Here is a 14,008-nt window from a genome sequence, read left to right on the forward strand (position 1 = left end):
GGTTGTTCCCGGCCGGCTGGAGGAGATCCCGTTGTCGCAGTCCCTCGCGTCGAGGCGAGCCCGTCACGAGCGGGTGTCCACGGCGTTGTCCCGGCTCGGCGATGCGAGCGTGGCCGCGTTACTGGACGGCGCCCGGCCGCTGGGCACCGGTATCGGCGGCACGACCTGGCTGGCCGACGTCGAGGGCGTGCCGGTGTTCGTGAAGCGGGTGCCGGTCACCGAGGTGGAGCTGGCGAACCCGCGCTCGACCGCCGACCTCTTCGGCCTGCCGGTCTGGTCGCACTACGGGGTCGGCTCCCCGGGCGGCGGCGCCTGGCGTGAGCTGGCCGCGCACGTCCTGACCAGCGACGACGTGCTGGCGGGCGGCAGCGAGAACTTCCTGCTGCTGCACCACTGGCGGGTCCTCGGCGGCGGCCCGCGCCCGCAAGTGACCGCGGCCGAGCGGGAGGAGTCGATCGCGTTCTGGCACGGCCACCCGGGCGTGCGGCGGCGGCTGGAGGCGCTCGCCGCGGCGCCGGCCGACCTCGTGCTGTTCCTGGAACGGATGCCGCACGACCTCCGCGCCTGGATGCACGAGGGCGCGTGCGGGATGGCCGAGCGGGAGCTGACGGCGATCACCCGGGCAATGAGCCGCCTCGGGTTGTGGCACTTCGACGCGCACTTCGGCAACACCCTCACCGACGGCGAACGGCTCTACCTCACCGACTTCGGCCTGGCGTCCAGCCCGCGCTTCGACCTCACCGGCGCCGAGCGGCGCTTCCTCGCCGACCACGCCACCCACGACCGCAGCTACGTGCTCACCCACCTGGTCAACTGGATCGTGCGCGAACTGGGCGGCATCGCCGACGTCCGGCTGCGCAACGAGGCCATCCGCACCGGCGACCTCCCCGCGCTGCCTCCCGCGGCGGCGGACGTCGTCCAGCGGCACGCCCCGGTCGCCGCCGTGGTCAACGCGTTCTACTTCCGCCTGCACACCGAAACCCGGATGGCGCCGTACCCGCGCAACGTGATCGAGCACGTGCTGCATTGATCTTGACGAACCACCCGTAAGTGGCATGCAATTCGGGGATGTCGACGAGGACGATCGCCGAGGGTGACCGGGTGCTGGGCAAGGTCGCGCTGCGGATCATGCCCTTCCTGGCCCTGCTGTACTTCGTGAACTACCTGGACCGCGTCAACATCGGCTTCGCGGGGCCGAACGGGATGAACGCCGAACTCGGTCTGTCCGCGACCGCGTTCGGGTTCGCCTCCGGGATCTTCTTCCTCGGCTACCTGACGCTCGAGGTGCCCAGCAACCTCGCGCTGCACCGGTTCGGCGCGCGGCGGTGGCTGGCGCGGATCATGGTCACCTGGGGGATCGTCGCGACGGTGCTGGCGTTCGTGCCGAACCCGACGACGCTGGTGATCATGCGGTTCCTGCTCGGCGTCGCCGAGGCGGGCTTCTTCCCCGGCATCATCCTGTACCTGACGTACTGGTTCCCGGCGGCGCAGCGGGCCAAGGCGGTCGCGTTGTTCATGGCCGCCGTGCCGGTGTCCTCGGCGATCGGGTCGACCGTGTCCAGCCTGCTGATCGCGCACGGGCACGGGGTGTTCGGGCTGTCCGGCTGGCGGTTCATGTTCCTCGTCGAGGGCATCCCGGCGATCCTGCTCGCGTTCGTGACCTGGTTCTACCTGACCGACCGGCCGGAGCAGGCGAAGTGGCTCACCGAGGACGAGCGCCGCTGGCTGACCACCGAACTGGACAACGAGCGCAAGGCGACCGAGGCCGCGCACCACTGGCCGCTGCGCAAGGCGCTGACCCACCCGCGCATCCTCGGCCTGGCCTTCGTGTACTTCGCGATCGCGTACGGCCTGTACGCGCTCGGGTTCTTCCTGCCGACGATCATCGCCGGGTTCGGGCAGCAGTTCGGGACGAAGCTGTCGACCGTGGAAGCCGGTCTGGTCACGGCCATCCCGTACGTGATCGCCGCGGTGGTGATGGTGTTCTGGGCGCGGCACGGCGACCGCACGCGGGAGCGGAAGTGGCACGTCGCGCTGCCGATGATCGTCGGCGGCGTGGCGATCCCGATCGCCCTGTACCTGGGCAACCCCTACGCGGCGATGGTCGCGGTGACGATCTGCGCCGTGGGGGTGTGCGCGGCGCTGCCGACGTTCTGGGCGCTGCCCTCGACGTTCCTCTCCGGCGCGGCGGCCGCCGGCGGCATCGCGTTGATCAACTCGCTGGGCAACATCTCCGGTTTCGCCGCGCCGTACGTGACGGGCTGGCTGCGGGACCTGACGGGATCGCAGCGGACCGGCCTGTGGGTGGTCGGGCTGTGCATGCTCGCCGGGGCGTGCGTCGCGTTGGTGCTGGGCGCGCGGCCGAAGCCGGACCGGACTCAAGCGGTCGACTCGCTCCCCTGAACGTGGAACTCGCGCGCGGGAGCGTGGAACTCGCGCGCCGGAGCGTGGAACTCGCGCGCCTGAACGTGGAACTCGCGCGCGGGAGCGTGGGACTCGCGCCGGCATGACGGAGCCCCGGGGAAGCGCGTTCCCCGGGGCTCCGTCAACTCACCTTCAGCGGCGCTTGCGCCACACCGAAACCACCGCCGGGCGGGGCAGGTTGCTGCCGCCGTCCGGCCAGTGCGACTGCGGGTTCGTCACCGTGCCGCCCTCGCCGGGGTGCTGCACCGCGACCGTGACGAAGTCGCTCGTCACGTTGGGGCCGCAGGTTTCCGCGCCGATCGGCACCGTGAGGAACTGCTTGACCTGGCCGCGGTTCGGGCCGTCGACCGGCACCGCGAACAGGCCGTCGTTCATGCCCAGCGCGTTGCCGTCGGTGGAGATCCACAGGTTGCCGTAGGGGTCGAACGCCACGTTGTCCGGGCAGGAGATCGGGCTGACCTGGTCCTTCGGGAAGCCGCCGAAGTAGGTGTCGGCCGTGGCCGGGTCACCGCAGACCAGCAGCAGCCGCCAGGAGAACGTCGTCGAGGCCGCGTCGCCGCGGTCCTCCTCCCACTCCAGCACGTGGCCGTTCTTGTTGCCGACGCGCGGGTTCGCCTCGTCCACACCGGCCTTGCCTGCCGCGCCGCGGTCGCTGTTGTTGGTCAGCGCGGCGTAGATGCGGCCGTTGACCGGGTTCGGCTCGATGTCCTCGGGGCGGTCCATCTTCGTCGCGCCGGCCTTGTCCGCGGCCTGGCGGGTGAAGACGTACACCTCCTCGGCGGTGAACCCGTCCACGAAGGACTTGTCCCCGCTGGCCAGCGGGATCCACTCGCCGCGGCCGTCGAACTCGCCGTCCGCGGGCAGCTTGCCGGTGCCGTCGATCTGGCTCGCCGGGCTGTCGCCGGTGAACTTCGCGACGTACAGCGTGCCCTCGTCGAGCAGCGCCGAGTTGTGGCGGCGGGCGTGGGCGCTGGTGCCCGGCTTGTACTTGCCCTTCGACACGAACTTGTAGATGTACTCGAAGCGCTCGTCGTCGCCGGAGTAGACCGCGACCCGGCCGTCCTTGGTGATCTTGACGTTGGCGGCCTCGTGCTTGAAGCGGCCGAGCGCGGTGTGCTTGATCGGGGTGGAGTTCGGGTCGTTCGGGTCGATCTCGACGACCCAGCCGAACCGGTTGACCTCGTTGGGCTCCCGCGGCACGTCCCAGCGCTTGTCGAAGCGCTCCCACTTGCGGGTCGAGGTGCCCTTGCCGATGCCGTAGCGGGTCAGCCGGGCCTGCTCCACCGGGTCGGTGACCTTCTCCGAGTTGGCGAAGTACTGGTGGAAGTTCTCCTCGCCGGACAGGACCGTGCCCCACGGCGTGACGCCGCCGGCGCAGTTGTTCTGGGTGCCGCGCACCTTGGTGCCGGTCGGGTCGGCGGAGGTCTTCAGGTACTTCGAGCCGGCGGCCGGGCCACGCACCTCGAACGTCGTGTCCAGCGTGATGCGGCGCCCGTAGCGGCTCGGCACGACTTCCAGGCCGCCGTCGCGCTGCTTCTCCACGAGCACGACCGACAGGCCGTGGGCCGCCCAGCCGATCTTGACCTGCTCCTCGGTCGGGTTGGCCGAGTCGTACTGGCCGGCCGGGAACATCTGCGTCTCGGTCGTGTACTCGTGGTTCACGACCATCAGGAAGCGCTTGCCCTGCCGGTCCTGCGGGATCAGCCCGACGAAGTCGTTGTTGTAGCCGAACTGCTTCGCCTGCGCGGCCGCGGTCTGCTTGGCGATGTCGAACTTCGGCGCGCCGGTGACCACCGGGTCGCCCCAGCGGATCACGACGTTCTGCTCCCAGCCGTCCGGGATGACGACCGCGTCGGCCTTGTTCGGCGCGACGGGCGTGAAGTCCGTACCGGGCACGGGGCGGCCGGGGCGGTTGCCGTGGCCGGCCAGCGCGGGCGGCACGGCGGCGGAGGCGGTGGCACCGGCGTTCAGCGCGGCGAACCCGCCCGCCGCGGCGGCCATGACGGCACTGGCCTTGAAGACGCCGCGCCGGGACATGCCCTTGACGACGTCACCGAAGTACTCGTTCGACGACTCGTTGGGCGCCTCGTGAGCACACTGGTTGCCACAACGGTAGATGCACGTGGTCGCGGCTCTGCCGCTCGTGTGGGTAAGGAGGGGCAGCAGCCGCCCGGGGGTGAAGGACACCTGGTCTCCAGTCACTCAGTCAGGGGAAACGCTGGTGACGTTAAGCGACCGAGGCCAGGTGTCCTCAAACTACAGGTGAACGGTAGTCAAAGCTCTTCCCCGACGAGAGCTGCCTCACGCGGCACCCGGTGCGGATCCGCGCTGTTCGTCCGGATCGCGAGGAGCCCGCCGGCCAGCACGCACAGGATCGCGGCGATGACGAACGGGGCGTGCTCCGAGCCGAGCCACTCGGCGACGTGCCCGACGAGGGTGGCGGCCACGGCGCCGCCGAGCCAGCGGCAGAAGTTGTAGCCCGCGCTGGCCACCGGCCGGGGCGCGTCGCTGATCGACATCGCGGTGCCGGTGAACAGGGTGTTCAGCAGGCCGGAGACCAGCCCAGAGGCGATCACGCCGACCACGATCACCGGCTTGCTCGGCACCACGAGCACCACCATCAGCACCGCGTAGCCGAGCACCGACACCACGGTCGCGTGCCGCTCGCCGAGCCGGCCGGCCAGCTTCGGCGCGAGCACCACCCCGGCGACCGCGACGCACAGGCCCCAGCCGCAGAAGATCAGCCCGACCGCGACCGCGCTCCAGTCCAGCACGAACGGGGTCCAGGCCAGCACGGTGAAGAACGCGGCGGTGTAGAACGCGGAGCCGATCGAGGTGCGCAGCAGGCCGGCGTGCTTCAGCGCGCACAGCGGGTCGAGCAGCCGGATCGGGTCCCGCTTCTCGTGCTTGTCCCCGGCCAGGAAGATCGAGCACAGCACCAGGGCGGCGGCCATCAGCACGGCGGTGCCGACGAACGGGCCGCGCCAGGAGATGCTGCCGAGCAGGGCGCCGAGCAGCGGCCCGACCGCGAGGCCGACGCCGAGCGCGGCCTCGTAGAGCAGGATCGCGCCGGCCTGCCCGCCGGTGGCGGCGCCGACGATCACCGACAGCGCGGTGGCGATGAAGAACGCGTTGCCGAGGCCCCACACCGCGCGCAGCGCGACCAGCTGCTCGATCGACCCGGCCGCGGCGCACAGCGCGGTCGCGACCACGATCAGCGCCAGCCCGGTCAGGACCGTCCGCTTCGGACCGAACTTCGCGCTGGCGGCGCCGGTGACCAGCATGGCGATCACCTGGACGCCGAGGTAGGACGAGAACAGCAGCGTCACCTGGGACGGCGTGGCGTGCAGCCCCTCGGCGATGGACAGCAGGATCGGGTCCACCAGCCCGATCCCCATGAACGCGATGACCGCGGCGAACGCCGTGATCCACACCTGCTTGGGCTGGCCCTTCAGCGCGTCCAGCAGGCTCCCGTGACTGTGACTGCTCATGAGAGCAGTTCCTCCTTCTTGACCGGATCGATGAGCCTCCGCAGGGCCGGCAGCGCCGCGTCGATCGCGTCGCGGTCGGCTGGATCCAGGGCGGTCAGGCGCTCGCGCAGGAACTCCTCGCGGGCCGTGATCAGCGCGGTCATGTACCGCGCGCCGGACGAGGTCGCCTCGATCAGCACCGCGCGCCGGTCGTCCGGATCGGGCCGCCTGCTGACCAGGCCGAGCCGCTCCAGCCGGCGGACCAGGTCCGTCATGGACGGCTGACGCACGCCCTCCAGCTCGGCGAGCGCACTCATCCGCCGCGGGCCGCCGTGGACCAGCTCGCTCAGCACCGAGCCCTGGGTCAGGGTGAGCTGGTGCCGCGGGGTCAGCCGCCGGACCAGGTAGTAGAGGCGGAAGACCAGCGGGCGGAGCTCGTGCGCGAGCTCTGCTACTCCTGGATTCACTTAGCTAGCCTAAGCGTTATTGCTTAGGTTGTCTAAGTTAATCGGCTCACAGGGACGCGGACTTCACCAGCCACAGTCCGGTCAGCACGGCGCCCACCAGGGTCACCACCCCGGCCACCACGAAGGCACTGCCCAGCCCCGCCCCGGTCTGGACGACCGCTCCCAGCACCGCCACCCCGAGCACCGCCCCGATCTGCCGGGTCGTGCTGCTGATCCCGGACGCCAGCCCGCCCTCCCGCGGGCTCACCGCCTGGATCGCGGCCCCGGTCAGCGGCGACATGGCCAGGGCGAACCCGACGCCCACCATCGCCAGCCGCCACCACACGTTGCCGTAGCCGGTGCCCGCGTCCACGAAACCCAGCACCAGCAGGCCCAGCCCGGCCAGCACCAGGCCGCTGGTGACCACCACCCGGAAGCCGTACCGCGCGGCGAGCCGGCCGGCGAACGGGCTCACCACCACCATGCCGAGCGTCGCGGGCAGCGTCCGCAGCCCGGCCACCAGGATCGAGCTGCCCTGGACGTGCACGAAGAACTGGGAGAAGAAGAAGGACGAGCCCATCAGCGCGAAACCCACCACGACCATCGCCGTGTTCGACACCGTGAACAGCCGTTCCCGGAACAGCCGCAACGGCAGCATCGGCGCCGCGCGGCGAGCTTCCACGGCGACGAACCCGGCGAGCACCACCACCGCGACCGCGAAGCTGCCCAGGATCACCGGCGAGGTCCAGCCACGCGACCCGCCCTCGATCAGGCCGTAGGTCAGCGCGCCGACGCCCACGACCGACAGGACCGTGCCCGGCACGTCGATCGCCGGCGCCTCCGGGTTGCGGGACTCGCCCAGGACCCGCATGCCGACCACCAGCAGGACCGCGCCGACGGGCACGTTCACCAGGAAGATCGCCGGCCAGGAGAAGGCCTCGACCAGGATGCCGCCTGCCAGCGGTCCCGCGGCCAGGCCGATCCCGCTGAACCCGGCCCACAACCCGATCGCCCGGACCCGCTCGGCCGGAACCGGGTACGCGGCGCTGAGCAGGGCCAGCGACGCGGGGCTCAGCGCCGCGGCCCCGACGCCCTGCAGCACCCGCCCGGCGATCAGCCAGCCGATCGACGGCGCGAGGGCGCACACCACCGACGCGACCGTGAACACCGCCACACCGGCCAGGAACACGCGCTTGCGGCCGAACCGGTCGGCGAAGACCCCGCCGGACAGCAACAGCATGGCCACCAGCAGCACGTAGGCGTCCACGATCCACTGCAGCCCGCTGAGCCCGACGTGCAGGCGCTCCTGCATGTCGGGCAGCGCGGCCCCGACGATGGTGCTGTCCAGCAGCACCATGAACTGGCCGAGGCAGGCCAGCGCGAGCAACGCCGCCCGGCTCACGGCGGGAGTCTCGATCTTCGTCATGCCGCCGACGATAGTTCGATAATCCCGAACTGTCGAACAGTTTGCTAGACTCGGGCCATGCGATCGCTACCCCAGCCCGCACGCGAGTCGCTGACGCTCGCGCAGGTGCTGCACGCGCTGGGCGATCCAGTGCGCCTGAAGCTGGTGCTGCGCGCCTCCGGGGACCCCGAATCGACGTGCGCGGTGCTCGCCGACGGCCTGGACGTGCCGATGTCGACGCTGACCAACCACTGGCGGATCCTGCGGGAGGCGGGGGTGATCTCGATGACCGTGGACGGCAGGCACCGGCGGGTCCGGGTCCGCGCGGACGACCTGGGCGAACGCTTCCCCGGCCTGCTCGGCCCGATCCTGCGCCTGGCCGCGGACGAGTAGGTACGGTCACGGGCATGGACGCGGTGGTTTTCGACCTCGACGGGGTGCTCGTCGACTCCGAGCAGACCTGGGACGAGGTGCGCCGGGCGGTCGTCGCCGAGTACGGCGGCAGCTGGACCGCCACGGCCACCCGCGCCATGCAGGGGATGAGCACCCCGGAATGGGCGCGCTACCTGGTCGAACACCTCGGCGCGCGGCTCACGCCGGAGCGGATCGCCGAGGTCGTGATCGACGCGATGGCCCACCGCTACGCGGGCGGTCCGCCGGTGCTGCCCGGGGCCGCCGACGCCGTGCGCGCGGTCGGCGAGCGGTACCCGGTGACCATCGCCAGCTCGTCACCACCGGTGCTGATCGAGGCGTTCCTGACGGCCACCGACCTGACCGGGCTGGTCGAGGTCGCGATCTCCAGCGAGCAGGTCGCCGCGGGCAAGCCGGCCCCGGACGTCTACCTCGAAGCCGCCCGCCGGCTGGGCGTCGACCCCGCGAAGTGCGCCGCGGTCGAGGACACCACCAACGGGCTCAAGTCCGCGCTGGCCGCGGGGATGACCGTCTACGCCGTGCCCAACCCGCACTTCCCGCCGGATCCCGCCGTGCTGGAGCGGGTGCACCGGGTCCTGGACACCGTCGCCGACCTGCCCGCCGCGCTCCAGGCGTGAAGGAAGGGCCCGGTCCAGGACCGGGCCCTTCCTCGCGGAGAACTCAGCGCTCGATCTCGCCCGCGATGAACTTCTCCACCGAGTCGCGCGCGGTCGAGTCGTCGTACTGCACCGGCGGCGACTTCATGAAGTAGGACGAAGCCGACAGCAGCGGGCCGCCGACGCCGCGGTCCAGGGCGATCTTCGCGGCGCGCACCGCGTCGATGATGATGCCGGCCGAGTTCGGCGAGTCCCACACCTCGAGCTTGTACTCCAGGTTCAGCGGCACGTCACCGAAGGCGCGTCCCTCCAGCCGGACGTAGGCCCACTTGCGGTCCTCCAGCCACTGCACGTAGTCCGACGGGCCCACGTGCACGTTGGCCTTGCCCAGGTCGCGGTCGATCTGCGAGGTGACCGCCTGGGTCTTGGAGACCTTCTTGGACTCCAGGCGCTCCAGCTCCTTCATGTTCTTGAAGTCCATGTTGCCGCCCACGTTCAGCTGCATGGTGCGGTCGAGCTGGACCCCGCGGTCCTCGAACAGCTTCGCCAGCACGCGGTGCGTGATGGTGGCGCCGACCTGGGACTTGATGTCGTCACCGACGATCGGGACACCGGCGTCGGTGAACTTCTGCGCCCACGCCGGGTCCGAGGCGATGAACACCGGGATCGCGTTGACGAAGGCCACGCCGGCGTCGATGGCGCACTGCGCGTAGAACTTCTGGGCCTGCTCCGATCCGACCGGCAGGTAGGAGACCAGCACGTCGACCCGGGCCTCGCGCAGCGCGGCGACGACGTCCACCGGCTCCTCGTCGGACTCCTCGATGGTCTCCTGGTAGAAGCGGCCGAGGCCGTCCATGGTCGGGCCGCGGAGAACCGGCACACCGAGCGGCGGCACGTCGGTGATCTTGATGGTGTTGTTCTCGCTGGCGAGGATCGCGGACGACAGGTCCTGGCCGACCTTCTTGGCGTCGACGTCGAACGCGGCCACGAAGTCCACGTCACCGACGTGGTACTGGCCGAACCGCACGTGCATCAGGCCGGGCACCCGCGAGGCCGGGTCGGCGTCGCGGTAGTAGTGCACCCCCTGCACCAGCGACGCCGCACAGTTTCCGACGCCAACGATGGCCACTCGTACGCGGCCGCTGTTGTCGCCCATGCCGGTTTCTCCTTCGTTCAGTGATGTCTTGCCGATTTCGGATGCGGTCTCAGCTCTGAAGCCCGCGGTTTTGCTCGTCCTGCTCGTGCGCGATCAGTTCGTTCAGCCAGCGCACCTCGCGCTCGCTGCTCTCCAGCCCGAGGCGGTGCAGCTCACGCGTGTAGCGGTCGATCTTCTCCTCGGCACGAGCGAGCGCCGCCCGTAGCCCTTCACGGCGTTCCTCGACCCGGCGGCGCCGGCCCTCCAGGATCCGCATCCTGACATCAGCCGGTGTCCGGGAGAAGAAGGCCAGGTGGACCCCGAACCCTTCGTCCTCCCAGGTCTGGGGCCCGGCGTCGGCGAGCAGCTTCGCGAAGTGCTCTTTCCCCTCCGCTGTGAGCTTGTACACCGTCCGAGCCCGCCGGCCCCAGCCCTTGACGGGCTCGCCGGCTCCTCCGACGTCACTGTCGGCCTCTTCGATGAACCCCGCCCGCTGCAGCCGGCGCAGGGTCGGATACAGCGAACCGTACGAGAAGGTGCGGAACATGCCGAGCGTGTCGTGCAGCCGTTTGCGCAGCACGTAGCCGTGCATCGGTGCCTCGTGCAGCAGCCCCAGGATGGCGAACTCCAGCACGGTGCACCCCCTTTCGAGGACTTCCACGACACTCCGGCAACCTAACGCCCGATTATATCGGGCCGATACATCGAAGTGGTGCAGCCAACACCGATGATCACCCGATGCGACCCGAAACACACCCCTGAAGTTCACCAGAGCGTTATGGAACGTTCGGCGTGTCGCGCGCGTGGTCTACACCGTTAGGCCGCACAGCTCATGGCGCACACACGGCGGCCACGTACTCTGTCACCGTGCAGAACCAGCGACAGGTGGTGGACTACGCCCTGCAGCGCCGCGCGCTGCTGGCCGGCGTCCGCGCCGGTCGTGTCGGCACGCGCGACGTCTGCGACGCCGATCCGTACCTGCTCAGGGCTGCCCGGTTCCACGGCGAACCGAGCGGGGCCCCTGCCCGCTGTGCGGGCAGGACGGCCTGACGAACGTGTCCTGGGTGTTCGGTGAACAGCTCAGGCACGTCTCCGGCTCGGCCAGGACACCGGCGGAACTGGCCCGCCTGGCCAACCTGGTGGGGGAGTTCAACGTCCATGTGGTGGAGGTGTGCCGGGCGTGCCGCTGGAACCATCTGGTGCGTTCGTACGTCTCGGGCAACGGAACCCCGCACGGCCCGTCCCGGAGGACGGCCGGGCAGTGAGGGGACGTAGCGCAGCGCTGGCACTCGATCACAGAACGGCGCCCGGTGTACCGCCGGTCTGGGAGGCTCACTCGTGAACGACCACCGCAATCGCTCCTGGCCCGGTCAGGAGCCCGATGAACCCCGTCGTGCCCAGTGGCCGCGCGAGGGCGGCCCGGCCTGGCCGAGCGGTGACGAACCGCCACGACGTCCCGCGCCTCCCCAGCGCCCGCAGGCCCGCGGCCCGCAGGGTCCCCAGGGCCCCCAGTGGCCCGGCGAGGGCGGTGGCCCGGGCTGGCCGGGTGGTCAGGACCCGGACGCCCCCCGTGGTCCCCGCCGCGTCCCGCCCGCGGGCAACCGCATGCCTCCGCCGCCGCCGCGCCGTCCCGGGCCGCCGCCCGGAGCTCCCGGTCCGCAGAACCCCGCCGACCGGCCGATGCGCGGCCGCTACCGCCCGCCCGCCGGTCCGGCCGCCGCGGCGGCGGGTGCCGGTGCCGCCGCCGGCCGCCGCCCCGGCATGGGTGACTCCGAGCCGGGCCTGCTCACCCACGCCGAGCTGCGCGCCAGCGGGTACGACGACTACGACGACTACGTCGACGAGCCCCTGAACGACTCCGGCCCCGAGGACGACGCGCCCGAGGAGACCGGGAAGGGGAAGAAGGGCAAGGCGGCCCTGACGCCGAAGCAGCGCAAGAAGCGGCGCTGGAAGATCATCCGGCGCACCCTGTACGCCTTTTTCGGGGTGTTCGTCGTGCTGCCGGCGATCGCATTCACGATCGCCTACTTCCTGGTGGACGTGCCGACGCCGGAGGAGGTCCTGGCCCAGCAGGCCCAGGTGGTGACCTACTACTACAGCGACGGCTCGGTCATGGGCAAGGAGATCCCGGACAGCGGGAACCGCCAGCTCCTCAAGCCGGGCCAGATCCCGGACACCGTCAAGCACGCCGTGTACGCGGCCGAGGACGCGACCTTCGAGACCAACAACGGTTTCGACGTGATGGGCATCCTGGGCGCCGTCTACAACAACCTGACCGGCGGCTCCGGCGGTGGTTCGACCATCTCCCAGCAGTACATCAAGAAGGCCACCGAGAACGAGGCGCCCACGCTCACCCGCAAGGCGACCGAGCTGGTCAAGTCGTTCAAGATGAACCAGACGCAGTCCAAAGAGGACATCATCACGGCCTACCTGAACATCGTCTACTTCGGACGTGGCGCCTACGGCATCGAAGCCGCCTCGCACGCGTACTTCAACAAGACCGCGGCGCAGCTGACCCAGTCCGAGGCGGCGCTGCTGGCCGGTCTGATCCAGGGCCCCGGCAAGTCGGAGAACGCCGAGTACACGACGTGGCGCTGGAACTACGTCATGGACCAGATGGTCAAGTACAACTGGCTGTCGGACACCGACCGCAAGTCCGCCCAGTACCCGACGCCGCTGCCCAAGGACCAGACCAAGCCGCAGGCGATCACCGGCAACAACGCGTTCATCCAGGCGCAGGTCGAAGCCGAACTGGAGGCCGCGGGCTACTCCAAGGAGAAGATCCAGGCCAACGGCTACAACGTCTACACGACGATCGACCCGAACGCGCAGCGCCTGGCGGAGAAGGCCGTCAACGACGTGATGCAGGGGCAGCCGCCCGAGCTGAAGAAGGCGCTCGTCGCCGTGGATCCGAAGACCCGCGGTGTGGTCGCCTACTACGGCGGCCCCAACGACAAGACCGACTACATCGACTGGGCGAACACCGCACGGAACCCGGGGTCGTCGTTCAAGACGTTCGACCTGGTCGCGTTCCTCAAGATGGGCAAGGGGCTCGGCGAAACGTTCGACGGCAGCACGCACCGGCAGTTCGGGGTGCTGCCCAACGGCAACCCGCGCTACATCAACAACGCGGGCGCGTCCAACAGCTGTTCGAAGGAGTGCACGGTCGCGGAAGCGACGATGCGGTCGACCAACACGGTGTTCTTCGACATGGTCGCCAACGTGACCGGACCACAGGCGGTGGCCGACGCGGCCAAGGAGGCGGGGGTCACCTCGCTCAAGGCCGTCGACAACAACATCGCGCTCGGCGGTGGCTCGACCATGGCTTCGCCGCTGGACATGGCGGCCGGGTACGCGACCATCGCCGACAACGGCACCTACCTGGACCGGCACTTCGTGCAGAAGGTGACCACGCCCGGCGGGGACGTGGTGTACCAGCCGTCGAGCAACCCGAAGCCGGCCTTCGCCGAGGGTGACGCGAACAAGAGCAAGCAGATCGCGGGCAACGTGACCAACGCGCTCAAGCCGGTCATCCAGTTCTCGAAGCTCAGCTGCCCCAGCGGCCACGAGTGCGCCGGCAAGACCGGTACCCAGCAGTACGACGCCAGCGCCGGCAACGGCTCCGGGTCGGAGAAGGACAACTCGCAGGTGTGGATGGTCGGCTACACGCCGTCGATCTCCGCCGCGTCCTGGGTCGGTAGTGACAAGAACACGCCGCTGCGGGACAAGAACGGCGACGCGGTCTCCTCGACCGGGCTGCCTGCCAAGATGTGGCAGCAGTTCATGAACGACTACCTCAAGGGCAAGCCGAGCGAGAAGTTCCCGACCGTCTCGCCGATCGGCAAGAGCGCGACCGCCGGTGACGACGCGTCGTCCTCGACGAAGCCGACGAGCAGCAGGTCGAGCACGTCGTCCCCGACCACGCCGCCGTCGACCCCGCCGTCGACGCCGACCCACACCCCGGAATCGACGGAACCGACGACGAGCAAGTCCCGGCAAACGCCGACCTTCACCATCCCGGGTGGTGGTGGCGACGACTTCGGGCCGACCACCACCCGCGACAGAGGCTGATCCCCGGCTCACGCCGCGGGCCGTAACAT

Annotated in this window: 11 protein-coding genes and 1 pseudogene; 6 read left to right on the forward strand and 6 right to left on the reverse strand. The window is 70.2% G+C overall.

Features of this window, described 5'->3' with window-relative positions:
• Positions 1-31: 31 nt before the first annotated feature.
• Together L1857_RS01900 and L1857_RS01905 are read left to right on the forward strand one after the other, a co-directional pair.
• Positions 32-1,030 (forward strand): BUD32 family EKC/KEOPS complex subunit, encoded by a 999-nt coding sequence (locus tag L1857_RS01900; RefSeq protein WP_240323135.1) that lies wholly within the window; start codon positions 32-34, stop codon positions 1,028-1,030.
• 38 nt (positions 1,031-1,068) lie between these two features.
• A complete protein-coding gene (locus L1857_RS01905; RefSeq protein WP_116110296.1) occupies positions 1,069-2,403 on the forward strand; it encodes an MFS transporter in 1,335 nt (444 codons plus the stop codon).
• A gap of 153 nt (positions 2,404-2,556) precedes the next feature.
• Here the strand turns inward: L1857_RS01905 and L1857_RS01910 are convergent, their stop codons facing one another.
• The 4 genes from L1857_RS01910 to L1857_RS01925 form a co-directional block, all read right to left on the reverse strand.
• A complete protein-coding gene (locus L1857_RS01910; protein ID WP_094003251.1) occupies positions 2,557-4,611 on the reverse strand; it encodes a PhoX family protein in 2,055 nt (684 codons plus the stop codon).
• A gap of 86 nt (positions 4,612-4,697) precedes the next feature.
• Entirely contained in the window at positions 4,698-5,915 is a 1,218-nt protein-coding gene (locus L1857_RS01915) for an MFS transporter (protein WP_249464322.1), read from the reverse strand.
• Positions 5,912-6,361, reverse strand: a complete 450-nt coding sequence (locus L1857_RS01920) for a MarR family winged helix-turn-helix transcriptional regulator (RefSeq protein ID WP_116110299.1) — start codon at positions 6,359-6,361, stop codon at positions 5,912-5,914. The genes L1857_RS01915 and L1857_RS01920 overlap by 4 nt, the downstream gene beginning before the upstream one ends.
• Before the next feature lie 46 nt (positions 6,362-6,407).
• The gene (locus L1857_RS01925; RefSeq protein WP_094003254.1) at positions 6,408-7,766 is read right to left on the reverse strand and encodes a DHA2 family efflux MFS transporter permease subunit; all 1,359 of its coding nucleotides are present in this window, start codon (positions 7,764-7,766) and stop codon (positions 6,408-6,410) included.
• Between the two features lie 57 nt (positions 7,767-7,823).
• On the opposite strand from L1857_RS01925, the gene L1857_RS01930 reads away from it, so the two are divergent.
• Together L1857_RS01930 and L1857_RS01935 are read left to right on the forward strand one after the other, a co-directional pair.
• Positions 7,824-8,138, forward strand: a complete 315-nt coding sequence (locus tag L1857_RS01930) for an ArsR/SmtB family transcription factor (RefSeq protein WP_116110301.1) — start codon at positions 7,824-7,826, stop codon at positions 8,136-8,138.
• A 14-nt stretch (positions 8,139-8,152) separates the two neighbouring features.
• Entirely contained in the window at positions 8,153-8,794 is a 642-nt protein-coding gene (locus tag L1857_RS01935) for an HAD family hydrolase (protein ID WP_116110302.1), read from the forward strand.
• Between the two features lie 43 nt (positions 8,795-8,837).
• Here L1857_RS01935 and L1857_RS01940 read toward each other — a convergent pair whose 3' ends face one another.
• Positions 8,838-9,929 (reverse strand): inositol-3-phosphate synthase, encoded by a 1,092-nt coding sequence (locus L1857_RS01940; RefSeq protein WP_116110303.1) that lies wholly within the window; start codon positions 9,927-9,929, stop codon positions 8,838-8,840.
• Positions 9,930-9,978: 49 nt separating this feature from the next.
• The gene (locus L1857_RS01945; RefSeq protein WP_094003258.1) at positions 9,979-10,542 is read right to left on the reverse strand and encodes a PadR family transcriptional regulator; all 564 of its coding nucleotides are present in this window, start codon (positions 10,540-10,542) and stop codon (positions 9,979-9,981) included.
• A 233-nt stretch (positions 10,543-10,775) separates the two neighbouring features.
• Between L1857_RS01945 and L1857_RS01950 the strand changes: the two are divergent.
• Together L1857_RS01950 and L1857_RS01955 are read left to right on the forward strand one after the other, a co-directional pair.
• Positions 10,776-11,173, forward strand: a pseudogene (locus L1857_RS01950) (DUF5318 family protein).
• Positions 11,174-11,588: 415 nt separating this feature from the next.
• Positions 11,589-13,979, forward strand: a complete 2,391-nt coding sequence (locus L1857_RS01955) for a transglycosylase domain-containing protein (RefSeq protein ID WP_116110304.1) — start codon at positions 11,589-11,591, stop codon at positions 13,977-13,979.
• The last annotated feature ends 29 nt before the right edge of the window (positions 13,980-14,008 follow it).

Source organism: Amycolatopsis thermalba, assembly GCF_023376025.1.
GTDB classification, from domain to species: domain Bacteria; phylum Actinomycetota; class Actinomycetes; order Mycobacteriales; family Pseudonocardiaceae; genus Amycolatopsis_E; species Amycolatopsis_E thermalba.

Excerpts from the sequence above, each read along its gene's own strand:
- L1857_RS01905 (WP_116110296.1), top strand. The coding sequence starts at position 1,069 with ATGTCGACGAGGACGATCGCCGAGGGTGACCGGGTGCTGGGCAAGGTC.
- L1857_RS01915 (WP_249464322.1), bottom strand. The coding sequence starts at position 5,915 with ATGAGCAGTCACAGTCACGGGAGCCTGCTGGACGCGCTGAAGGGCCAG.
- L1857_RS01925 (WP_094003254.1), bottom strand. The coding sequence starts at position 7,766 with ATGACGAAGATCGAGACTCCCGCCGTGAGCCGGGCGGCGTTGCTCGCG.
- L1857_RS01930 (WP_116110301.1), top strand. The coding sequence starts at position 7,824 with ATGCGATCGCTACCCCAGCCCGCACGCGAGTCGCTGACGCTCGCGCAG.
- L1857_RS01935 (WP_116110302.1), top strand. The coding sequence starts at position 8,153 with ATGGACGCGGTGGTTTTCGACCTCGACGGGGTGCTCGTCGACTCCGAG.
- L1857_RS01940 (WP_116110303.1), bottom strand. The coding sequence starts at position 9,929 with ATGGGCGACAACAGCGGCCGCGTACGAGTGGCCATCGTTGGCGTCGGA.
- L1857_RS01955 (WP_116110304.1), top strand. The coding sequence starts at position 11,589 with ATGCGCGGCCGCTACCGCCCGCCCGCCGGTCCGGCCGCCGCGGCGGCG.